Source organism: Sphingomonas sp. GC_Shp_3 (assembly GCF_026540945.1).
Lineage (GTDB): Bacteria > Pseudomonadota > Alphaproteobacteria > Sphingomonadales > Sphingomonadaceae > Sphingomonas.
This window is the reverse complement of the sequence record NZ_JALNUT010000016.1, coordinates 1-22,427: the sequence shown is the minus strand read 5'-3', so window position 1 is coordinate 22,427 and position 22,427 is coordinate 1. Positions and strand designations below refer to the sequence as shown.

Sequence of the window (22,427 nt, the reverse complement as noted above, 5' to 3'; positions counted from 1 at the left end):
GCGAAAGCCGACCATCCGCAGTCCACCACCTCAAGCCGTTCAGCAGTCAATTCAGAACGCCTAAAACCGGACGCTCTAGCGACATGAACGGGCGACCGGAGTTGGGAAGCCTAAAACGCGTCGCCAACGGCCAGAATTGGGTAGTGCATATCGCTCTGCGTTCTGTTTGATCAGTGCGCCGATCTTTCTTCCGCGAAAACGTCTGACGTGGCGCGATACCCCGGGGGATTTATGGTGTTGTGATCGTCATTTGGGTGCGAAAAAAAGCATCTGCTTGCCTAAGCATGTCGGTTCGCGCAGCGCTGTCGTCGAGCTGATGGTCGAGCCCGGGATAGACCACCAGTCGGCTCGTCTTACCCGCCTTTTCCAAGGCCACCTGCATCAACCGCGACTGCGTCACGTTAACATTAATGTCCTGATCGCCATGGAACAGTAGCACCGGCGCGCGGAAGCGCGCGGCATAATGATCCGGCGAGCCCTGCTCGCGCACCGCGCCGTGTCCCACCTGCTTAGCGACGAGGCGTGCAGAGGTGAACGCCTCGGCATCGGCTTTAAGCCTATACAGATCGGTAACCGGCGCCACTGCGACGACCGCCTTAAACAAGGCAGGGTCCACGACATTGACCTGCAGCGCGGCATAACCGCCGTAGGACCAGCCGAAGATGCCGAGCCGATCCGGATCGGCGATACCCTGTGAAATAAGATAACGCCCGGCGTCGGTTACATCGCCGATGGCGGTCGGCCATGACAGAAAACCGTTCTTGTTTTCGAAGTCCTCGCCGAACCCGGTCGACCCGCGGAATTCGGGCTGAATGACCGCAAACCCACGCTGTGCAAAATATTGGGATAGCCAATCGAACCCCCAGACATCCCGCGAAGCTGGCCCTCCGTGCGGCATGACGAGCGCCGGTAGATGCTTGCCGTTGCTGCCTGGCGGCAGGGTAAGATATGCTGGGATCTGTGTTCCGTCGGTTGCGGGAAAGGTGATGCTGCGCTGCTCGCTCAGCTGCATTCCCGTAAGCTCAGCGCGAGGCACAAGCACCTCGGTCAGCTTGCGTGTGTCATGATCAAAAAGGTAATAATGGCCTGCATCGCGATCGCTCTCGGCGAACAATAGCAGCCGCTTTTCGTCGGCGCTCGCACTGACGAAGCTAATGTCGGACAGGGCCGGCAAAGCCTTGGCGAGGCTGACTGCAAGCGCGCGATAAGTGGGATCGAAATAAATTATGTGCGTTTTGTCGGTAACGTAGCGCAGCCCAATTACGCGGTCGTGTCGCCCAACCGTCTCGACGCTGTCGACGTCGACCTTAGGATCCGCGAAGACTAGGTCAGTCTTCATCGTTCCGTCGAGTGCGACGGAATACAGCGCTAGGCGTCCGTCTTTCTTCTCCACGGCATAAGCGAGGTTGCGCGTGCCATCGACGGCCAGCGGGTACAGGCCATGACCCTCGGCATCGACATGGCTGAACAGCTTGCGATCGGCGTGCCCGGGGAGGCGGTACCAAAATGTCGATTGCCCGTTCAGCATGCCACCGTTGTCGCTGCCGTTGACTCCCATGATGCGCACCGTACCGGTGCCGTCGGTCCAGCCGGTTCCGACCGCCGGCTTGACCGGCACGCCCACGCCGGTGCGGGTGTCAACCAACTCGGCATTGCCGCCGCGCGCCATCAGCACCTTGCCGTCGTTGCCCGCCATCCAATCGAGCACTTCGCCGTCCTGCTGGCGGATGCCGTAATATGCTCTAGGATTATTGCCGATCGGCAGGCTGTGCGTGCCGTCGGCATTGACCGCTACAAGCCGGCTCCACGATAGCTTGACGCCGTCCGTCTTGGAGATTCCCCATAGTTGGCACACCAGCCGGTCGGCCGCCGCCCAGCCGCAGAAGCTCAGCTTGAGCGGCTTGCCGTCGGCGTAGGTTATCGGTTTGGTCGCACCATCGGCCAAGTTCATCACCACGGCAATTGTCATTTGCCCAGCGCCGGGCGCGATATAGACGAGGAATTTCCCGTCGGGCGAAAGCGCCGGAGCAAAAGCACCGACGCGCGCGCCGAAGGCCGCCGCAAGCGATTGCGCCTCTGATGCGTGGGCAGCTGTGGTCGCTGCCACGGTCGCACCAGCGAGCGCTGTGACGAACGCAATGGTTTTAAGCAAAGTCATGTTCCCCCCTTTTGCTGTTTAGGCTAACGCGATCGCCGCGTGCGGAGCAAGACCGGAGCGTTCTCGTGATGGCCGCCCCGACGCTCCCGCGCCGATCGGATCGCCCGGAAGCCGACCGGCAGCTATAGGGAAGAAAAGCGGCCTGACGGCTCCCGCCCACTTGCCGTCGTTCGGGCTGACCGGCATCCTGTATTTATGAGGTCGATCGCTCGCGTTGCACCACTGATGCTGATAGTTCTAACGGCTTGTGGCCCAGCAACGTCGTTGGAAAACGACACGCACAATAAGGTCTACGCCGACTTCATAGATTCACGCTCGAAGAGAGCACCCTGTCCGCAAGAGATCTCTGCCGGTGACTCACTCACCGCTCCTTTGCCTCCCAAAGAACTAAGAACTCTATATGTCGGCACTGATCGCGAGAACATGCAACCCTTCGCTATCAGTGGACATTGCGATATGCTGAGGCGTGTTTGCATTATGCCGGTGTCGCGCTTTTTACCGCGTCATAACAACGGCAGATGATCTCCACGTTGTGTCATTCGCGACCGGCGAAGTGGTAGCCGGAACCGATCAGTCGGAAGCCGCCCAAATCCGGTCGTTCAGCTAGCAGCCGCGCGTCCATTATTGCGGACGTTGAGCGACGCGGGCATGCTCAGCGCATGCCGACCGCCGAAGAGAACTCCCCGCCCCACACTGCCGCCGATTATTATGGCTTCGTCCTAACCGGACTGTTTGGCGTTATCGATGACGCCGAAGCGTCTGAATGTGACCCCGAAGGCATCCAATTGCTTCGCGTTGCCCGAGACATATTTTGGGAAGAGTTTCAACGGCGGCATCCGGGTCACTGGGACCAGAAGCAGACTGGCTAAAATCGCCCAAAACTAGCCGTTGACGCTGCGGACAACGGACGCATGATAGGTCAGTGGATAATACACCCCTTCATCTCCTGATCGTCGCCGTTGCTGTCTTCGTCGTGTTGCCGCTATATTGGTGGGCGTTCCCATCACGCCTACCAGTCGGGGCCGCTGATGGCATTTACGTCAATCCGTGTTGCAAGCCGATCAGGTTTCACAACGGGCAGGTGATTTTCGGTCCTAGCCAAACGGTTAGCTACGTTGTCGAATACGATAAGGTCAGCCCATATGTTCTGCCAAGCGCCTATGTGGGAGTAGCGAGCGGCAGGGCCGTTCAGGTTGAAAGATCAACCAGCCCGTCTTTTTTGCGCCTCGATGACGCAAACCGCCCTCAAAGCATTGAGCTACCCAGCGAAGCAGGGATGATTAAGTTCAAGCGGGTGAATTGAAGCGGCAGCTTCCCACCACCTCAAGCCGTTCCGTGGCTCCCGCGCCGATCGGATCGCCCGAAAGCCGACTGGCGGCTATCGGGAAGAAGAGCAGCCCTTTCGCAGTCGCCCAATTGCAGACCTCGATCGGCAGTGGCAATTTACTGCAATGATGTTCTCCCTGCTGTTTATGGCGTTCGCTGCTTACGTGGGTTGGATCACCCTCCAAGGCTTTCGCAGCGGCAAGATGGAGGCGATCACCAAAGGCCTGAACCTCGTGGCGGAGCGTGAGGCCCACCCTCGGTGGTTCTGGGCAGCCGCGCTTTGGAATGCCCTGTTTGTCGCTCTCTGTTTGTGGGGGAGCGTCGGGTCCGTCATTGATCGATAGAACGACAAACCAGAATGGCCGTTCGCGCCCATTCTCTGCCGCCCAGGCAGGGCCGCGATCCCCTTTATGTGGGATATCTGATGGATACGCTATCTGTAGATTGCCAGAGCAAGCAACGCGAAGGCGTTGGCGAGCGCACTTATAATAAGCACTGAGATTGCTAAACTTTCAGTCTCGGGGCGTATTGGTTTTCTGCCTCTGCCGAAGATAGAGCTCGCGCTCCATAAGCAACAACACAGGCTCCCGAAGACAGTAACCAAAATGAGTAAGTACCACATGACAGGCGGTACAAAATTAGAGGCTGTTTTACGACTGTATGTTCGGTTGTCTTAACCAATCCGGTCCATGACTGGGACACCTGGAGGAACTGCAACGATGTGATCGTCACCCTAAGCCGCTTCTACTACTAATGCCGGTGCGAGCCGATAGAAGCCTTCCGCTCTCTGGAGAAAAGCGGCTGGGCGGCAGTCGCCCACGTCCGGCCGTTCAACGCAGTGACGTGTCTTCGCCGGTCCGATGGGTTCAGTTCCGTCCGTATCAATGCTACCGGCAGCCAATGCAGAAAATTAAGCTTAAGTGGCGCGCTGATCGCGGCGCGCGTGCTTTGAAAACCGTAAATGAGATCGAGGCTTCAATCGCAGCGCTGCCAGCTGAAGACCTCTTGGATCTACACGACATATTCAGCGAATTTGCCAGCAGCCCGCTAAATAGACTTGCTTTGGCTGAGATGCGCCGGAGGCACCTATAGGCTTGGCTAGCCGGCAGACGCCGGCAATTGCCTTGGATCCCGGCCAAGGGCCCTTTGAGCAGGAGAGCGGTCTTTCTAAATGTCGCCCGCGAAGGGCATCAATGGTGTCCCAATAACCGCCCTTCTGCTTCCCACCAAACCCGGTCGATCCTGATGCAAAAATCAAAAGTTTGCATCAAGAAATCAACAAATAGTGGCCGGTCGGCTTTCGCTCACGCCCCGGCCATTTAGGGGTCATGACATAGAACAGGCACGAACTTACGCTTAGCCTGTCGGAAACCTATGCCGGCCCATTTCCGCGCATGCTCGCTATCCGACGGGAATTATCGCCTATGCCGCGCGAGGAATACGAACGGTTGCTTTGGTGGCATCCTCGAACGACGGGAATCATGTGTTTTCCGACTGACCTTGAACTTCCGGTACGGTTTCCTTTGTCGCTAAACTTCAGATGTTTGCGACGATCGGCTGCAACATCTAGGCGGTAGGGGTTTACCGTCACGTCAGTTACCAAGCAGGCGCGGGATGAGCTTTTCTACCTCGGCACGTCTGAATAAGCCGGTTTCTTGAGGTTTCACTCCATGTTTTTTTGCAAAGTTGCCCACCGCGCGCCGATACAGACGTAGCTTCCCGCTCATCTCGCGCGTGCAAATGTAAGTTCGAGCCAATCGCTGGGCGGTGTCCATCGTGACTTCGCGAAGAGCGGAACCCGGACCAAGCAGAAACTCCGAATGTCGGCTGAAACGCGAAGCTTTGATATTCATCATTTCTGCGAGGTCCGATTTAGTCACGATGCAGTCGCTCCAATCCATGCTGCTGTTATGCTGGAAGCACCGGAGAGACGGCAGTTGATCTGGTTCAAATGCGATGCGTTGTATTAGCGGATCTTCTCCGTCGTTTGCGGTTGCCTGCAAATCGCCGTCTACAATCGCCTTGAGCACCATTGCCCATGGTTTCGGGCGCCCGCCAATATTCCGCATCGCCTCTGCAAGGCTGACTGGATCGCCGCTTGCTGCCGGAGCTAGACGACGAGAAAGCTTGGCCTGGAAGGCCTGCAAGCTGTCTCGATATACGGCGAGTTGCAGGTAGTCTCCACGTCCCGGCGGCACAGGGGCAGCTGTCACCAGGCCAAGATGGACCATTTCGCGTATGGCATACGTCGGTAAACCGAGCATTTCTCCTGCATGGGCCAGGCGTACGCGCGGTTTGTTCTGAGCGAGCAATGGCGCCACGGTTTCGTGGGCGACGAGAACCTGCAGTCGTATCCCATCTAGTGCCAGGAACGAAGGCAGTTTGCCCGCCTTGCGCATCTCGAAGAGGGTCGGCCGGTCGGCACCGGTCAATTTCGTCATCTCTGCAATGGTAACACCACGTAAGCGTGCAGCCCGGCATCGCTCAAACAATCGTGAAAGGACTTTCTGGACGGCAGGCGACAATTTCGGATCATTGCGATCGCACAGCACCTGATAAAATGCTTTGCGCGTGCTTCCACCTTTTTCAATGCCGCCCATGTTCAGCTTCTCGGCAACATGCTGCTCGATCGCGCCGGGCCAGCCAGCCAGGAATGGCCACGTCCCTGCCAATGCCGGGACGATGAGGTTACGAGCGGTGTCGAGACAAAGAGATCTACCGTTAAGCGACGATGCGACCCTTCGGTCTATAACCGGTGCGAGGACACCAGCCAGCTCGAGCAGATGTCCACCACCCAAGTCGCTTAGGTCAGGCGGCAGATGGCGCCGGGCGATCCTCCGTCTGTCTGTATCATGGTGTATCAAACCGATGAGCATGGTGAGGCTCTCCCGCAAGCTCTCGGGCACGAGAGTTGCTTCCGCTCGCGTGAGTGGTTCTGCGCAATAGTCACACAGGTCGATGCCCGCCGCGCGTCGCCACACCTGACGGCGACGGCAGGACGTGTTTGGACAGCGCTCTTCGAGATACTCCCACGTTTCCGTGCAGATCGGGAGGTGGCGGAGTTGCCACAAGCCACGGTGATGCGCGGACATCGACAAAGCTTGGGGTGAAAAGCGTCGGTAAGAAAACTGTAGAGCGTTCCGAGGAACGAGTGTGCCAAACAAATTCAGCAGCTGCGTGTCGGGCGAAGACAAAGGCGAGTGAAGCCGGGCACTTCCAGGGCTGATGCCCAAACAATCGGCAAGGATCTCCAAACCCGTATCGTCGCAGAACGAAGCGTGCGGGCGGTGTGACTGGATATCGCCTGTGACTTCGGTAATCTGCGCCATTCGGGGCATGTGATGGGCCGCCGCGACGCGCGCGACATAACCGTCCAGCGACTCTCCCGCAATCAAAGGGAGAACGCGCGTCACCCGCCATGGTGAAAGCGCGCCGCTCATCGTGTACCCTGCCTGGCAAACGGGTTGCTCTGACAGAAATCGCGCGGGATGCAGTAGCTATCGACCGCTTCCGCCAGATCGTTCCGGTTGATAGATCCCCGGCCGTCATGCAAGGCGAAAGCCATTGCAGCGCGCACAATTTTGCAGATGCGTCGCACCCGGCCCGCCGACGCCTCCCAGAGCGGTCGCGCGGCGCCCTCGTCCGCAAGGCCTGACGAGCAAGCTAGCATGCCTGCGTTCACCATCGCATTATCGAGATCGGCCAAAAAAGCTATGAAGAGCGTGCGGTCCCCCTTCGTGTCCCAACGTAGCGGCGACAGATCGATATCGTCGTCGAGCCGCTCCATCAGTTCGGGCACCTGGGCCAAGACCGATCGAGCATCTTCCGAGCCGACAAACGCCACCGGCGCGATACCAGCGTCCATGATTTTTTCGCGGATGGCCGTAGCCATAGGACGGCTCATTCGAGGGCGACGGGCGGCGCGATTGAACTCGTCGAACACAACGAGCTGAACACCACAGCGCTGCATTTCGGCGATTGCTCTTGGCCAGCGCGCCTTTTCGTTACCGACGTCCGGCCGAGCAGCCCCAAGCGCCTGCAAGATCGAGGTTGGCAGGGAGTCTGTTGTACCGGCTCCGGCCGTCTCTACGTGAAGCAACGGCCTGCATCCGTCGTCAGCCGATGCTTCCAAAAGACGGCGAAGCGCGACGATGGACTCTGTTTTGCCGCAACCATGCGGCGCGACGAGCATCGCGCCGCCGCAAGGAGCATGCGCCGGGCGACCTAATGCCGCGATGCGCATCTCGTCGAGCGCTGCCACGACTGCCGTCTGCGGCGGGTAATCCACGCGAATCGCGTCGAACCTCGCCTTGGCCTTGCCGACGCGGGCGGCTGCACTCGCGGCACTTTCCTGCTCGGGAGCCGAACTGGATCGAACGATCATTGGTAGCCTCCCTTGTTCATGCGCAGCCGGCGCTCGCGGACCGGGGCATTGGGTTCGATCTGCCCTTCGCCGGCGTGCTCACGGCGGCGATCAAGCGCCGACTTGGCTGGTTTGGCGCGCGGATCCGGTCGTGACGAGAGGATGTCCTGATCGAGCGAGGTCAACTTCGCGCGGTCATTGGCGATGAAATCACCAAGCGTGACCGACGATGCTCCCGCGTGAACCAGATCGACGATGTTCCCCGTGACCTGCCTTATGCGTGGCACCTCGATGAGGGTCGCCAGTCGCTTACGCGAAGCGGCTAGGTCACCGGGGCTGATGTTGCGGATGGCGTCAATCAAATGGCCGCGGGCGTTCATCCGCTCCTCTTGTGTGTTGAACGCCAGTCCCTGCTTTTGCGCCTCGCGTTCGATCTGCTCATGCAGCCACAAAGGCATACCGCCGCTGTATGTCTCGTCGGCGCATGTCAGTTCGACATATTTGCGGGTCTTGCGGTTCCAGACATGGATGCGACTAATATCCATGCTGTCGTAGCGGAACTCGACAGTCGCGGTGGCGTCGCTGCGCCGCTGGCGGCGCGGCTCGATGGGCACGAGGTCTCGCAACAGTTCCGGCACAGCCTGAATGTCGTGATAGCGCAGGTTGAAGGCACGGATGCCGGTGGGGGAAAGCTGTGCGCCGGAACGCACCTCCATCACGTCGCGCGCAAAGGACGCGAAATCCGCAAAATCATTGATGCCGAAGCGATTGATGTCACGTTCGAACACAAGCGAAGGCTGCCGGCCGCCCAGACCGTCATGCGGCTCGACATTGTATGACGCTACGATCTGGTTTGCGATCGCCTCCAGTTCATCGAGCATGACGATAGCCTGAGCCTCGGCGTCGTAGCCCCAGCGCCGAGCATCGTTGAGCGTCAACGCTCTCCCTGGCAGCAGACGGGTGATTTGATCGTTGAGGGTCTTGATCGCCCGCTCGCCGATCGCCCGGTAGGTCGGCTGCTTGATCGGGCAGAACCGCACGGAGAAGCCCGCATCGCGCGCTGCAGCTTCGAGGGTGTGACTACGAAACTCGACGGCATTGTCGAGGATCAGGCAGCCCGGCTTGCCACAAAGCATGGCAAGAACCGGATACCGGCTCGCCATGGCTGGCGGGGGACGTTTGGGCAGCACGATGCGGCGCAGGATCTCACTGACCGACCATCCGGATGGATCATGGAAGGTGATCAGATGGCCGACGATGGCGCGGCTTTTGACGTCGATGGCGAGTGTCAGCCAAGGGCGCCCGAGAACCATCTGCAGGGCCGGGCATACGACATGCACGTCGAGCCGGGTGTGATCGACGATCACATACTGCATCACGAGATCGGCGGCGAGCGGCTTGCCCGCCCCTGACCAGTCCTGTTTGACCGCCTCTACCTCTATGGAGGTGGCCAGAGTCTTGTCGGACTCCAGTTCGTTGAAGCGACGCCGTACAGTACGCTCGGAGCAGATCTTGAAAGGCTGAGCAGGCTTGTCGATGAACGGATGGCGCCCTTCATTTACCAACTTCAGCCTATGGGTATAATCAGAATGGATGTCGTCGACCTTCAGCCCCGCCTTCCTACCCTCGAGTATACATGCCCAAAGGAGTTGCTGATCGACGCGGCCGTCGGGTGGAAGCATGGTATGCCTGCCTGACAGCGGGACCATATGTCGCGGATGGCGGTTCCCAATGCTGCCACGACTCCTGCGCCAACTCTTGACTGATGAAGCAGAAGGTTTGGTTCCGAACCGATCGATCAATTCGGACGTCCAGCATTGGTCTAGGGCGGCCTCGATGGCACCGCGCCCTTGCGGGACACCTCGTTCGTCGAGCATCTGGCAGGCAGTCGCCATGCGCAAAGCGCGGGAGGAGATCGCACTGGCCTGGTCGCGTGTCCATTCTGCGCGATCGTTGTAATTGCGAATTGGATCGGATGAGCGGGGCGTTCGGGTGACGGCATCTCCACAGTTCTGCATAAGCTGAAACTGCTCGACAGTCGGCAACTCAAGCGAGCCATTCTGTTGTTCGTATTTGAAGATTTCGCCTGTGATCAGGTGGGTGAGTTGGACCCGACCATGAGCATAGGCAGGATGGTATTCAGCTCCGCGGACATCGACGATCGCGCCGGGAGAAAAGCGGATATGCGCCATGTACTTTTGATCCTTTGAGACGCGCCGGGAGGGTCGTCGACATCAAGAGGATGCGGCGAGAAGCGCGAGTGTGATGAATAGGATTTTGCCGAAAGCGTCGCTAAGATCGGATTTCGGACAAACAGCGCCGCGTCAGTGAATAGTCGCGCGCGTCGTGTCCAAAAGCGATTGGGTGAGGTCGATTTCGATGCGCCGGGCTACTGTCAGCGCTTGAAACACAGCTTCTCCGGTGCGGGGGCAATTAGGAACGAGCGCTTTGGCAGTGCTTCCGAAGGTCGCGTCCGTACCAACCTGTTTTGCGTGAGCTTCGAGGCGACCAATGTGCTCCGGCAGGATCGTCACGAACCTGCGAGAGCAAAATAGCATCACGTTACGGCGATGAATAAGGCTGTCCCAGATCTGGTGACAAAAAATGATTTTGAACCCGATGCCGTTCTCATCGCAAATCTCGTGAACGGCTTTTAGCTTCGCGCGGTACTCCGGGTCGGCAAGATCCCGCTCATCCCTTTTGATCTCGATAAGGGTAATCGTGCCGTCGGACGCAACCAGTTCGACGTCGATGGTGTAGATCTGCTTTTTGCTGTGTCGCGTAAATTCAAAGCGAACCGATTCCGATGCGACGCGCTTCACGGAAAACTCGACCTCGGCACGTGTCAGGAAATCGTACTGCCCCGCACCCTGCCAGTGAAGAACACGTCCTGCCTTTCGGCTTGTATACCAGCCATTTTCATGAGCGAGACCGCCGTTGAAGGTGCGCAGTGCTCCGCCATTTTCGGCACGGATCATCTGCACACGATTCGCATCACTCAGCTTGTCGCGAGCAAACTTCGGGCGCGTGCCGGACGCGGGGTTCGGCAGGTGAGCATGGTCTGTAAATTTTGGTGACATCGATCTTCCTTCCAGCTCGCAATCGCATGCGATGGACGTGAGGGAACATGATCCGGGAAGACCCCGAACCTTGACAGGTTTCACGGAATGAAGGAGATCAGGGGTAGTAAGGTCCTTGATCTTCTATGGGCCTCGCCGGGTGCAACCGGCGGGGCCTTCTCAGTTCCGTATTTGGAGATGTATCCGCGCGTTGGCGCAACGATCTCTTACGACATTATGACTCTCCTCTCGCTGGTTGCGGATAATGCGCGGGCCAGAGCTGGGCGGGCGTAAAGGCTGCCGCCGCAGCTATGGCCTCTTCGACCCGGCGCGAGCGCACGAGACCTTTGGAAACTCTGGTGACGGTGCTGGGACTGACGCTCAAATCACGGGCGATTTGCGACAACGAAGTGCCCCGGCGTTCCAGCGCCCACTTAATGTGCCCGTGCCAACTTTCGCCGCCCATCGCCTGCCTCACTGAAAAGTGATTTGCGCCAAGTCGTAGGGGCCGTTTGCCCTGACAACTTATATGCGATTCGAATCACGAATCGGCCCAGCCGTCAAGCCATCTCTGCGATTTGCAAGTATTGATGCTACCGGATCGATAGATCTGCCAGGTAGAATTTGACGTCCAAAACGTGTCCGAAACTCGGATTGGGGGGAGTTTCGGACAAATTGTAGATACGAGGTTTCTAATTTAACATTTACAAGAACTATACTATTCTGTTTGCGGTAATTATTGAATAAGAACACAGTATAGTGCCGTCGAGCGGCGAAGATGATAAATGTTTTCTAACAGTAAACTTGCGGGCTTTGCAATACGCCCAACGCGCACGCGGGTAGAGTCTCGACCATGAATTTGCGGCGCGCTTAAGTTTGGTGGAAAGCGGAACGACCGCTCTGGAGCGATTGGTCAGCCATAACGCGCTTTCCTTCATCTGCAGCAACTTGGTTGATTTTGCAGGTCAGCAGCTCTGGCCGGTGCGGCCATCATCCTGCCAAGTTCGGGTCGTCGCCTTCCCAAACCTCGACCGAACGACCGGGATCATCCTGAAGCCGCCTCGGTTCTAGGACGCCGGATGGCGGGGGTGGCGCTTCGCCCGACTGTTCCGCCCGTCCGAGACTCCACCGGCGAGTACGCGATCGCTGCGGGAAGATCGCGCGAGTCAGCATAGCCAAACTAGCAGCGTCTCATAACTAAACGTTGTCACATCTCTTTGCGTCAGTATGGTCGTCGCGGACCGAGGAAAATCTGGGATCTGACAGAGACAGGGGGGCAGGATGGCAAAAACAAAGGTTTTCGTCAGCTACGATCATTCGGAGGATGCCCTGTACAAGCGCCTCCTTCAGGCATGGGACGCCAATGCAAATTTCGACTTCGAGTTCGACAGTCGTGGGCCGAATGTCCCGATCAACAGTGACGATGCTGGGGTGATCAAAACATCCCTGACGAAGTTACTAAAATCGGCCACGCATCTGTTGGTCATTGTTGGCGAGAAGAGTAGCACCAGCAACTGGATGGCTTGGGAGATCGCGCGTGCGAAACAGTCCGATATCAAGCTCAAGCTGGCTGCGGTGAAGCTGAGTAAGGCCAACGTCACCCCTGCGGGGCTGTTGAACGTCGGTACCTCCTGGGCGACCAGCTTTGAACGGGACCGGATCGTCGATGCTCTAAACGACGCGAAAGTCGGCTACTGATCCGCGGATAGTTGGCGCCTGCCGGGTCGATCGCCCCTCGCCGGTCGACCCGGCGCGGGCACCATCATCGGGGATATAGCGGTGTTGATACTATGACCGAAGATAGTCGTGCCATATGTTTCGTTGTGATGGGTTTCGGTAAGAAGACCGACTTTGAATCCGGGCGGACGATTGACCTGGACGCGACCTACGAGGCGATCATTGAACCAGCCGCAACGAAGCATAATTTGCGGTGCATCAGGGCCGATGAGATCACGCATTCCGGCATCATTGACACGCCCATGTACGAAATGCTGCTTCGGTCCAACCTCGTCATCGCGGACATCTCGACGGGTAACGTCAACGCAGTGTACGAGCTTGGGGTGCGGCATGCGTTGCGGCCAAATTGCACCATCATCATGAAGGAGCGCGAGGGCAGGCTCTATTTCGACCTGAACCACGTCAACACCTTCGAGTACGATCACCTTGGTGAAGATATCGGGGCACGTGAAGCCCAGCGCGCCACCCGCGACCTAGGAATCCTGATCGAAGAGGTCATGGCGTCGGGCAGGACGGACAGCCCCGTCTACACCTATCTTCCGCGGCTTATGCAGCCCAGGCTTAGCGAAGAGGAGTTCTCCGATCTGGTAGACGAGACTGAGGCCGCTCAGGAGAGGCTTTCGGAACTGATGCAAAGGGGTGAGGCGGCGATGAAAGCGAGCGATCCCGAGGGCGCGGTCGAAGCGTTTCAGGCGGCCGCCCATTTGAAGGGTCCGGACCCGTTCATCATTCAGCAGCTGGGTCTGGCTACCTACAAAATGAAGAAGCCTTCGCCCTTGGAAGCTTTGATAGCAGGTCTGCGAATCATGGATCAGCTGAGCCCCGACGCGTCCAACGATCCGGAGACTCTCGGGATCACCGGTGCGATACGGAAGCGCCTCTGGCATCTGACGGGCGATCGTGCTCAGCTCGATGCCGCTATCCGCTACTATGGGCGAGGCTTCGAGGTCCGTCGGGACTACTACAATGGCGAGAATTTGGCGCTGTGCTACGAATTTCGGCAGGTGTTGCACGCCGATCCGGACGAAGCCTTATATGATCGCCTAAGCGCGCGGAAGGTTCGGACGGTGCTGTTCGACACCCTATCGCTCCTGATTGAAACGCCATCGTTCGATGACCGATCCGACCGGCGATGGGTGTTGGCGACGCTTGCGAACTGCGCATATGCCCTAGGCAAGGAGCACGAGGGCGATCAGTTCGAAGGGAGGTTCATCGCGGAGCAGCCGGCACTCTGGGAGATCGAGACCTATGAGGAGTCCAAGGCCCATGTCCGAGGTGCTTGTCCGCTGGACGCGCCGCTGGCCGACATCCCGTCGCCGGGTGAGCTGTAGTTCCATGGTTAGTAAAGCCGGCAGGCCGGTGGCATGAAGTTCCCCGCTCTCCACTCCGTGGCGGATCGCGCCTCCGACCGTCAGCAGTCGCTGTACTTCGGCCTAGTGCTTGCGGAATATGCGGCGCTCTTGGCGGTTGCCGTTCTCAGCGTCAACATGATTCCGGACCGGCGCTACATTATCCTGTACGGCGCGTTACTGGGGGCTGCGCTCGCTACGCTTGTCGTCCGATCAGTTCTGAAGCCCGAACGGCGCTGGTATCAGGCGCGCGCATTGGCAGAGTCGGTGAAGACCACCGCGTGGAAGTTCGCCATGGTCGCTAGACCCTTCGAGCACGACGCGGAGGATCGGCGCCGTCTGCGTGAGATGCTGCAGGAACTGCTCGACGCGAACCGCAGCGTGGGCTCGCAGTTCGACGGCAGTAGCGCCGGAGGCGACCAGATTACCGGCGAGATGGAGGCGCTCCGCATGCTGCCGCGATCTGAACGGCTGGACGTCTACATGCGGGACCGCGTGGAGGACCAGCTCGATTGGTACAGCCGAAAGTCTAAGTCGAACTCGACCGCGGGCCGGAGATTCGCGGTCATCCTCGGCTGCTTGTACGTGATCGCGTTCGTCGTCCTCCTGATCCGGCTGGACCAGCCCCGGTGGATCTACGCCCATCCCGACCCCCTGATCCTCCTCGGTGCCTCCGTCCTCGGATGGATGCAGATCAAGCGGTTCAACGAGCTAGGTGCCTCCTATGGGCTCACCGCCGCCGAAATCGGAATATTGAAGTCGCGTGCTCCCGAGATCGCGGACGACGCCGCACTATCGATCTTCGTCGACGACGCTGAGGAGGCGTTCTCCCGCGAACACACGCAGTGGCTCGCCAGACGATCGGCCCTGCGCGACCGTCCGAACTGACGGAGAGGTCGTGGAACCGATCGTCATCGCTGGCGGCTGCTACTTTGAAGCCTGCGAAGCGCCCTACTGGCGGGCGCTGTACGGTTCGGGTGGACGGGCCGCGCAGGCTCTGATCGGCCGGGGACCTGTCACCCTTCACACCTATTTTCCAAGAGCCCGCAAAGGCGAGCTGTATCCGTTCGTCGCAGCGGGCATCGACATCAGAGCGGCCGACAGCGCGAGCGCGTTGGCCTTCGCCTATTTCCACCCCTTGTCGGATCCGGTTCTCGCCCCTCTACGCTCCGATATACCGCGCCTGCCTGCCATCCGGGCCGAGGGTGATGCCGTTCTGCGGTTCGGCTTCTTGGAGGGCGAGGCGATCGTCTGCGGACGCCGTGTCGTCTACGATCCCCAGAGTGTCGGAGAGTTCGAGCCCTTCGGCCGGAACGGTTCCTCGGCGCAGGAGCTTGCGGTCGTGCTGAACGCTCACGAATTGCGTGCTGCTTCCGGACAAGACGATCTCGACGCGGCGGCCCGCTCCCTCCTCGAATCCGGTGCGGAGGTGGTGGTTGCCAAAAGCGGCGTCCAGGGAGCGTTCGTGCACACGCGGGGCCGATCATCGGCCTGGGTACCCGCCTTCTGGTCGGATTCGGTTTTCAAGATCGGCACCGGTGACGTGTTCAGCGCCGCGTTCACGTACGCATGGGCGCATCTCGGGCGAGATCCCGTCGAGGCCGCGCATGCTGCTTCCCGGAGTGTCTCTCAATATGCGGCAAGTCGTCTGCTGCCTTTGCCGCCGGCTTGGGACGGGCCCGCCCAGGGTCGGGCGATAGGCGCGCGGAGCGGCGGGCTGGTTCATCTGGTCGGCTCCACGGCGCGCCTCGCCGACCGCTGGCTGTGCGAAGAGGCGGCATGGCGGATTCAGCAGCTAGGGGTGCGTGTCCGCCGACTAAATGATCTGTCGGGCGGTCTCCCGGCCGACGGAGCGTTCCTCGTCTTTGCCGATCAGATCGAGCCGGTTGCCCTCGACGAGCTGGCGCGGCGAGTCAGTGCCGGCAGGGTCGTCGTCATTAGCGAAACGGACGCGGCGTCACCGGAGGGCGTGCTTCGAACGGGGGATTTCACCACGGCGCTCTACTGGGTCTGCTGGATCAGCTCGACGGAGTCCGCGGCAGACGCGAGCGGGGGGCCACCCGAGCGCAATGCCGAGCGGCGCGGTTAGAGGACGAGGGGCGGGATCTATTTGGTGGACATATGCATCATCTATGCGCGCGTCGACGCATCGGGCATACCGCCAGCGCTGGAGACCGTGCTGGAGCCGGAGTGGTCGGTCTGGTGGGACCGGCATCTCGTCGCGGGTGACTATCGGGCGGGGATCGAGACGCAGATCCGTACGTGCGAGGTCTTGGTTCCAGTCTGGTCCGCGGAGGCGACCTTTAACGCACACATGCACGATGAACTGGAGATCGCACGGAAGGCGGGGGTCGCCATCCTGCCCGTGCGCATCCACGAGGCGGAGGCGCCGATGGGCTATGGCAGCTTGCAGGCAACCGAAATGCTCGGCTGGGCGGGCGAACGCGATCGCCCGGAAATGTCCTCCCTCGTAGAGCGCATTCGCGTCGCGATCGAAAGGCGGCGGCCCGACGAACGCCCGCAGCGGCTGACGATGAACGGCCCCGTGGAATTGCCGATCTTCTTCTTCTCGGTTTCCTCCCACGAGACCCGGCTGGCTCCCGCTGCGGCGCTCCGGACGCTTGACATGTTTGGAGCGGAGACCATCCTCGTCTCCGCCTACGATACCGGTCCGGACGCCCCCAAGAGCCTGATTAGGACCCTTGAGCGGCGCCGCAGACGCGGCGCCACCATTCTGCTGGACTCCGGCAATTACGAGAAGGCGCGACGCCAGGACGAAGCGTGGACCATCGAAACCTTCAAGGCGGCATTGGATACGACGCCCCACGATCTCGCATTCGCGTTCGACAAGCTTGATCCCCGCGGAAGTGCTGACAAGGTCGCCAAGGCCGCTATCTCAGCCGCGATGCGTACTGCTAAGCTGACTCCAGCGCCGATAATACCCATCGTTCACCTGCCACAGTTGCCCGACGACGACTTTGAAACCGATATGGCCGGCGCGGTGATGCGACTAGTGGCGCAGTTCCTCGAACCCGTGATGATCGCCATTCCCGAGCGGGAGCTGGGCTCGGGAGTATTCGAGCGGGCGCGGACAATGGTCGCCATTCGCAAGGCACTCAAGGGCCTGGGGCGCTACCAGCCGGTCCACATTCTGGGGGCGGGAAATCCCATCAGCCTCGCCCTCCTGTCCGCGGCGGGTGCTGACAGCTTTGATGGTCTCGAGTGGTGCAGATACGCATTCGACGCCGAGCACTCCCAGTTGCACCACTTTCAACTATTCGAACTCTTCAGGTATCAGGCGGAAGTCGCTAATTCGCCCGTCGCCGCTTCGGCTGCGCTCGATCCCGCCGTCAGCTATACGACCAAGGCCGTGATGCATAATCTCGACTTCTATCACACCTGGCTCGAGAAGCTCCGGACTGCGCTGCACGACGATAAGGCCTTGGTCGCCTTCCTCGCGCACCTCCTGCCTAAGGGAGCAATAATGCAGGCGCGGAATGCGCTTCCGGACGTGCTCTGATGGTCCTCCCGTCACCGGAACGGATCCGCCACGCGGTCGGCGTGGTCGGCGCCGAGATCGACCGTCAGCTGAGTACGGGCACTCCGCAGCCGTGGACGGAAAGCCGGCTGTGGACCGAGCTCGCCTGCTGCGTGCTCAGCAGCCAGGTTCCATACGAGACAGCGCAAGCAGCGGCCGTCCGGTTGGAGGCAAGCGGACTATTCCTTGAGGAGGAAGTCGCTCCGCGCGACCTAGAGGTCGCGCTGGCGGAACTGTTGAGATGTCCGTTCGACATCGATGGCGCGTCACGGCGATACCGCTTTCCCGACAGTCGCGCTCGCCAGTTGACCGCGACGGTCGTTGAGGTCCGGCGCGAGGCAAAAGGCCTTTCTGACCTACTTGGGAGTTTCGGCGATATCGAGATGGCCCGAGGATGGTTCGTGACCAATGCCAAGGGTCTCGGACCGAAGCAGGCGAGCATGTTTCTCCGAAACGTCGGAGCGAGCTATGATCTAGCGGTTCTTGATCGTCATCTCATAAATTACATGATGATGATGGGGCTGACCGCGGATCCGAAGCCAATGCGCAGAATGGCAGACTACCGGCGGGATGAGATCGTACTGAAGGATCACGCTGCGGGCTTCGGCCTGCCGGTCGGGTTCCTCGATTGGGCCGTTTGGATCGTCATGCGTGTAATGAACGCCAAAGAGATGAAGGAACAGGCTGAATGAGCGTCGTCACACTCGTCTCCGGCGGTCTCGACTCCCTCCTCGTAGCGTGTCTTGCCAAAGAGGAGGGGCTGACGCAGTATCCGCTCTTCATCGATTACGGCCAACGTGCCCGCGAACAGGAGTACGCGGCTTGTCTGCAAGGCATGAGGCGCCTGGGACTTCCCGTGCCGGCCACTGCGGGTCTCAGCGGATTTGGTCAACTCATTCGATCCGGGCTCACCGATGTGAGTCAACGGGTGTACGAGGATGCCTACACGCCCGGCCGGAACCTCCTGTTTTTGCTGACCGCTGCGGCCTATGCCGCGCAGGTTGGCGCCGACGCCGTCTCCATTGGTCTGCTGCATGAGGATACCAGCCTCTTTCCCGATCAGACCGGCGCCTTTCTTAAATCGGCGGAGTCGACCCTCGCGATGGCGGTCGCTAGGCCCGTCCGTGTGCTCGCGCCGCTTGCGGCGTTCCACAAGCGCGACGTGGTGCGGCTGACAGAAGAGAAGGGCCTAACGGGTTCCTATTCGTGTCATCTGGGAGAGGCCGAGCCTTGCGGCGCGTGCATTGCCTGTCGTGAGTTTGTTTTCGAGGGAGAGGGCTGATGGGTGGCAGCGGCGGGGGCGGCTACAGTCGGCTGGGAGATGTGAAAGGACTGGAGCAAAAGGCGAAGGAAGCGCTGCAGGGCGGGCGCAAGAACGTGTTTATCAGTTTTTCTGTGAAGGATATTGACGAGGTCAACCTCGTCCGCGCGCATGCCAAGAACGAGAACAGCGACATCGAATTCAACGATCGTTCCGTGCGTGAGCCGTACAACAGCGAACGGGCGGAATATATCCGCTCGAGACTGAAAGAGCGTATCAATCAGTCCTCGACAACCGTGGTCTATGTTTCGGAGAATACCGCGAAAAGCAACTGGGTCGAGTGGGAGGTCAAGACTAGCCTAGAACTCGGCAAGCGTGTGATAGCTATGTACAAGGGCGATGCCCCGCCGCGTAACATGCCATCTTGGTTGCAAAACACGAACATCACAAAGGTGGCTTGGAAGGATCTCGCCCGAAAGCTGTCATGATCTCACGTGGCTGGCCCATGACCGGCGCAGGATTGTGGAAGGCGCGGTTGTGATGTGCCAGATCGTAATGAACGCCGTGAAGCACGTGCTGGTGGGGAGAACGCATCACGATGACCTTGGTAGATCTAGCCGCGGTTTGGGGTGCAGTGGTCGCAACCGCTGTGGGTCTCAAGGATATTGTAAAGGCGGTTCGCGACCGCGCTTCAGTTGAAGTGAGCGTCGGGTTTGCATTCACTGCCTTGGGCTCCGAGGAAGCCGCCTATGGTACTGTCATCGAAACGGAACATGGTCGCCAGGAAGCGGTCGTGAACGTAGTCATCATTAACCGAGGGGCTAAACCTACGCAAATTGTGTCCGTGTTCGTCGGTGATGGGGAGGATGTTCTTCACCAGATCACCTCGGAGCGATTGCCGGTTGTGGTGGATCCGGGCTGCAGAGTGGAGACAAGAATACAGAAGGAGTGGCTGGACGATCCGAGCACAGTTAAACTCGGCGTGCTGGATGGTCTCGGCAGACGGCATGCGCCTCCGTTGGGACAGGTGCGGGATCTCATCAAGCATAGTAGGGAGCTTCCTACAGCACGAGCGCGGTATCGCCACAGAGAGGATGCAACAGCCGCCGACGTCTGGGCTTGGCAGGTTAGGGATAGGGCAAGTTTGACCACAAGGCGCCGGTCTACAGCTTCAAACGAGTGATCACTGAATGCTCAATCGTGAACAAGATTCAAGTCGTAGACCTGAACCGGTGCTATTTTGTCTCGGAACTTGCGGTACCGGCGTCTGAGATCCACGATCAAGTCAACAGTATCAACGATGGCGAGTTGGCGGCACAATAATTGGCATTGTCGCCATCTCCTCATCCTTGCCGATATCGCTCGATATGAGCGAATATCTCGCGGTTGATGCTAGCCTACCAGAGACAATTTGGAACATCGGATCCTTGAGCTGATGAAGGTGTGAAACCGTTGCGGCGACCGATCTATACGATCGACGTTTCATCGCCAGCGATCGTCCCCTCCAGCTCAGTCGCGCCAGCCGGTTGCGAACCGGGCCATCGATCGCGGCGAGAGCCGCGGTCATCGCGCCGCGCCAGTCGGGCGCGACGACTCGCGCCACCTCGCTCGAACAGATCGTCGCGTCTAGTGTGCGGAAGGCACGAAGGGACAGCGTTCCAAGCCTTGAATCCGTTACTCGGCTATGCCGGCAACCCTGCCGCTCCTAGGCGGTCGAACCACGTCGAAGCCGAACATGAACGAACGGCTGACTTCGGCGAGCCGGAATTGAGCCGCGAACGTCGTCTTATGGGTCAGACTCGTCGCCGCCGCCCAATTCGAGCGTTCGGATCGAAAAGTTCGCGGCTCATACCGCGACCGTCTAAAACTAGTTCATAGACCGGCACATCGCGAGCATGGCAGTAGGAGAAAATAACTTCTTTTACTTCTGGAGCCATCCGGTGGCCTACAGTAACCGATTGCACGCCTCCAGGTATTCGCAGCCGACCGGACGAACGGGAAATGATTCGAATTTCCTGTTCGTGGCTCCATTCATCGATCTTCGTCAGCAAGACTAACTCAGCCAACCGTTCGGGATCGGCGTCTTGATAGATGTCGAAGCTGGCTTCGAGAGGTTCGTAGCGCACGTGATCAACGGTCACTTCTCCAGATCTTCTCAAGTCGAAGAGATCATACTCCAAAGCTAAGCCGCGGAACTCGTCGGCATAATAGGCCCACTGGGTAGCGATGTCGAAACGAGCCGACAGTGAGCATACGAATCTGCCACGTTTCCCTCGCCGTATAGCATTGATGATTCCTTGGGCGTCGGTTTGGGCGCCGCCCGGATCATAATAGTAGAAACCTTCCATCGGATCGTTCAAATTTTGCCATTCCGCGCACCACAAGTCATTGGAGCGGATCATACCCAGCACACGATCCAGATCGCGCAATGTTCGGAACTTAAACGCATCCACTTGCGGTCTCTCCTGTGCACGCTTGGCTCATTACAGACGATGTGGCCCGCGAAGCCGACTAAAGCGCTTCTTATTGTCAGCTTTCCGTTCTCGCCAGAATGCCGGAAAGCCGTTCAATCGACAACATCGCAAGCCGACTGGGGTAGGGAGCAGCGCAGATGAACGAACGTCGGATTGTGGAAAGCCTTCCCGTGCCGCTGAGCGACGGACTTTGGGTCACAGGTCCCAGTGGGAAAGCCGGCCCAAGCGGAAACCTGTTCACTTCTCAAGGGCTGAGCGACAAAGTAGAGCCTGGGCTGCCGTGTCGGCGACGGCAAGCAGTCTTGGCTCGTCCCATCCCTCTCGCGCTGCAGCCGATAGGCCGAGCATTGTCGTAGCAACGTAATCCGCGACACGTCCGGAAGCTTTAATTCCCGCATCGTTGAGAAATTCCGCCACCCTGCTGCGGTTTTCTGCCGCAATTTGTTTGGCTGCGATGCCCCAATCCGTTGTGCCCGTTTTTGCGTGTTCAAGGATCAGGCAACCACGCCGCTGCGGACTAGTGATATAAGCGTGCGCCGCAGCTCGCAGCATGTCGCCAAGCGCCGCCATCGGCGCTGCGCCCGGCGTCAGGAAGCGGTCCAGCGGCACCACGGTGGCCGAGTAAAGCCTTAGGCTCTCTTTAAAGAATGCGGCCTTGCTGCCGAACGCTGCATAAAAGCTCGGCGGGGAAATCCCGATCGCCTCGGTCAGCGCGGCCACGCTGACGTTCTCATAGCCATGCTCATGAAACAGATGCTGCCCGGCCTCGATCGCAGCCTCAAGCTCGAAACCACGGGGGCGCCCCCGTTGTCGCTTATTTGCATTAACGTCCATTACAGAAATCGCTTGCCTCTGAGAGTCGTATTTATATAGCGAGCATTAATGGAAATAGCGATGCCTCAGGATCGTCATGGCGAAGAGGCGGGCATCACATCGACGAACAAGGACACCCATGCCGCCCTCCTCCAACGAAATCGGCGTTCAAGCGGGCTCGGCGGCCCGCGCCGCACTCCCGATCGCGGCCCTTGCCGGCCTCGCCGCCAGTGGCTTTCTGTGCATCGTCACCGAGACGCTGCCCGCTGGCCTACTCCCGCAGATCGCATCCGGCCTGCGGATCTCCGAGGCGATCGCGGGACAACTCGTTGCCGTCTATGCGCTTGGA

At 59.4% G+C, this 22,427-nt stretch carries 17 protein-coding genes and 1 pseudogene; 10 read left to right on the top strand and 8 right to left on the bottom strand.

All coding sequences use genetic code 11. From position 1 onward, the window contains the following. Positions 1 to 229 precede the first annotated feature (229 nt). The 6 genes from OXR00_RS19850 to OXR00_RS18625 form a co-directional block, all read right to left on the bottom strand. Positions 230 to 1,708, bottom strand: a complete 1,479-nt coding sequence (locus OXR00_RS19850) for an alpha/beta fold hydrolase (RefSeq protein WP_267389727.1) — start codon at positions 1,706 to 1,708, stop codon at positions 230 to 232. A 1,736-nt stretch (positions 1,709 to 3,444) separates the two neighbouring features. Further along, entirely contained in the window at positions 3,445 to 3,738 is a 294-nt protein-coding gene (locus OXR00_RS18645) for a hypothetical protein (RefSeq protein ID WP_267389726.1), read from the bottom strand. 1,338 nt (positions 3,739 to 5,076) lie between these two features. Further along, on the bottom strand, positions 5,077 to 6,924 hold the full coding sequence (locus OXR00_RS18640; protein WP_267389725.1) for a TniQ family protein: 1,848 nt from the start codon (positions 6,922 to 6,924) through the stop codon (positions 5,077 to 5,079). Then, complete coding sequence (locus OXR00_RS18635; RefSeq protein WP_267389724.1) at positions 6,921 to 7,868, bottom strand: TniB family NTP-binding protein; 948 nt, start codon at positions 7,866 to 7,868, stop codon at positions 6,921 to 6,923. The genes OXR00_RS18640 and OXR00_RS18635 overlap by 4 nt, the downstream gene beginning before the upstream one ends. After that, positions 7,865 to 10,039 (bottom strand): hypothetical protein, encoded by a 2,175-nt coding sequence (locus OXR00_RS18630; RefSeq protein WP_267389723.1) that lies wholly within the window; start codon positions 10,037 to 10,039, stop codon positions 7,865 to 7,867. The genes OXR00_RS18635 and OXR00_RS18630 overlap by 4 nt, the downstream gene beginning before the upstream one ends. 132 nt (positions 10,040 to 10,171) lie before the next feature. Next, positions 10,172 to 10,927 (bottom strand): TnsA endonuclease N-terminal domain-containing protein, encoded by a 756-nt coding sequence (locus tag OXR00_RS18625; protein WP_267389722.1) that lies wholly within the window; start codon positions 10,925 to 10,927, stop codon positions 10,172 to 10,174. Between the two features lie 1,260 nt (positions 10,928 to 12,187). On the opposite strand from OXR00_RS18625, the gene OXR00_RS18620 reads away from it, so the two are divergent. The 9 genes from OXR00_RS18620 to OXR00_RS18580 all read left to right on the top strand — a co-directional run bounded on the left by OXR00_RS18620 (position 12,188) and on the right by OXR00_RS18580 (position 19,974). Further along, on the top strand, positions 12,188 to 12,604 hold the full coding sequence (locus tag OXR00_RS18620) for a TIR domain-containing protein (RefSeq protein WP_267389720.1): 417 nt from the start codon (positions 12,188 to 12,190) through the stop codon (positions 12,602 to 12,604). 92 nt (positions 12,605 to 12,696) lie between these two features. Then, entirely contained in the window at positions 12,697 to 13,974 is a 1,278-nt protein-coding gene (locus OXR00_RS18615) for a tetratricopeptide repeat-containing protein (RefSeq protein ID WP_267389719.1), read from the top strand. A gap of 33 nt (positions 13,975 to 14,007) precedes the next feature. After that, the gene (locus OXR00_RS18610; RefSeq protein WP_267389718.1) at positions 14,008 to 14,880 is read left to right on the top strand and encodes a DUF4231 domain-containing protein; all 873 of its coding nucleotides are present in this window, start codon (positions 14,008 to 14,010) and stop codon (positions 14,878 to 14,880) included. Between the two features lie 10 nt (positions 14,881 to 14,890). Continuing rightward, positions 14,891 to 16,081, top strand: coding sequence for a PfkB family carbohydrate kinase (locus tag OXR00_RS18605; RefSeq protein ID WP_267389717.1), 1,191 nt, complete (start codon positions 14,891 to 14,893; stop codon positions 16,079 to 16,081). Between the two features lie 24 nt (positions 16,082 to 16,105). Continuing rightward, a complete protein-coding gene (locus OXR00_RS18600; protein ID WP_267389716.1) occupies positions 16,106 to 17,512 on the top strand; it encodes a toll/interleukin-1 receptor domain-containing protein in 1,407 nt (468 codons plus the stop codon). Then, entirely contained in the window at positions 17,512 to 18,222 is a 711-nt protein-coding gene (locus OXR00_RS18595) for a hypothetical protein (protein WP_267389715.1), read from the top strand. Before OXR00_RS18600 ends, OXR00_RS18595 begins: the two co-directional genes overlap by 1 nt. Further along, positions 18,219 to 18,812, top strand: coding sequence for a 7-cyano-7-deazaguanine synthase (locus tag OXR00_RS18590; protein ID WP_267389714.1), 594 nt, complete (start codon positions 18,219 to 18,221; stop codon positions 18,810 to 18,812). Before OXR00_RS18595 ends, OXR00_RS18590 begins: the two co-directional genes overlap by 4 nt. After that, positions 18,812 to 19,279: a TIR domain-containing protein gene (locus tag OXR00_RS18585; protein ID WP_267389713.1), complete on the top strand. Its 468-nt coding sequence runs from the start codon at positions 18,812 to 18,814 to the stop codon at positions 19,277 to 19,279. The genes OXR00_RS18590 and OXR00_RS18585 overlap by 1 nt, the downstream gene beginning before the upstream one ends. A 110-nt stretch (positions 19,280 to 19,389) precedes the next feature. Continuing rightward, on the top strand, positions 19,390 to 19,974 hold the full coding sequence (locus OXR00_RS18580; RefSeq protein ID WP_267389712.1) for a hypothetical protein: 585 nt from the start codon (positions 19,390 to 19,392) through the stop codon (positions 19,972 to 19,974). Positions 19,975 to 20,584: 610 nt separating this feature from the next. Here OXR00_RS18580 and OXR00_RS18575 read toward each other — a convergent pair. Then, positions 20,585 to 21,244: a DUF2971 domain-containing protein gene (locus tag OXR00_RS18575; RefSeq protein ID WP_267389711.1), complete on the bottom strand. Its 660-nt coding sequence runs from the start codon at positions 21,242 to 21,244 to the stop codon at positions 20,585 to 20,587. A 258-nt stretch (positions 21,245 to 21,502) separates the two neighbouring features. After that, positions 21,503 to 22,099, bottom strand: coding sequence for a TetR/AcrR family transcriptional regulator (locus OXR00_RS18570; protein WP_267389710.1), 597 nt, complete (start codon positions 22,097 to 22,099; stop codon positions 21,503 to 21,505). A 118-nt stretch (positions 22,100 to 22,217) separates the two neighbouring features. Here OXR00_RS18570 and OXR00_RS18565 point away from each other — a divergent pair. Further along, positions 22,218 to 22,427 (top strand): annotated as a pseudogene (locus OXR00_RS18565) (MFS transporter); the annotation flags it as partial.

Excerpts from the sequence above, each read along its gene's own strand:
- OXR00_RS18640 (WP_267389725.1), bottom strand. The coding sequence starts at position 6,924 with ATGAGCGGCGCGCTTTCACCATGGCGGGTGACGCGCGTTCTCCCTTTG.
- OXR00_RS18635 (WP_267389724.1), bottom strand. The coding sequence starts at position 7,868 with ATGATCGTTCGATCCAGTTCGGCTCCCGAGCAGGAAAGTGCCGCGAGT.
- OXR00_RS18630 (WP_267389723.1), bottom strand. The coding sequence starts at position 10,039 with ATGGCGCATATCCGCTTTTCTCCCGGCGCGATCGTCGATGTCCGCGGA.
- OXR00_RS18625 (WP_267389722.1), bottom strand. The coding sequence starts at position 10,927 with ATGTCACCAAAATTTACAGACCATGCTCACCTGCCGAACCCCGCGTCC.
- OXR00_RS18620 (WP_267389720.1), top strand. The coding sequence starts at position 12,188 with ATGGCAAAAACAAAGGTTTTCGTCAGCTACGATCATTCGGAGGATGCC.
- OXR00_RS18615 (WP_267389719.1), top strand. The coding sequence starts at position 12,697 with ATGACCGAAGATAGTCGTGCCATATGTTTCGTTGTGATGGGTTTCGGT.
- OXR00_RS18610 (WP_267389718.1), top strand. The coding sequence starts at position 14,008 with ATGAAGTTCCCCGCTCTCCACTCCGTGGCGGATCGCGCCTCCGACCGT.
- OXR00_RS18595 (WP_267389715.1), top strand. The coding sequence starts at position 17,512 with ATGGTCCTCCCGTCACCGGAACGGATCCGCCACGCGGTCGGCGTGGTC.
- OXR00_RS18590 (WP_267389714.1), top strand. The coding sequence starts at position 18,219 with ATGAGCGTCGTCACACTCGTCTCCGGCGGTCTCGACTCCCTCCTCGTA.
- OXR00_RS18585 (WP_267389713.1), top strand. The coding sequence starts at position 18,812 with ATGGGTGGCAGCGGCGGGGGCGGCTACAGTCGGCTGGGAGATGTGAAA.
- OXR00_RS18580 (WP_267389712.1), top strand. The coding sequence starts at position 19,390 with ATGACCTTGGTAGATCTAGCCGCGGTTTGGGGTGCAGTGGTCGCAACC.
- OXR00_RS18570 (WP_267389710.1), bottom strand. The coding sequence starts at position 22,099 with ATGGACGTTAATGCAAATAAGCGACAACGGGGGCGCCCCCGTGGTTTC.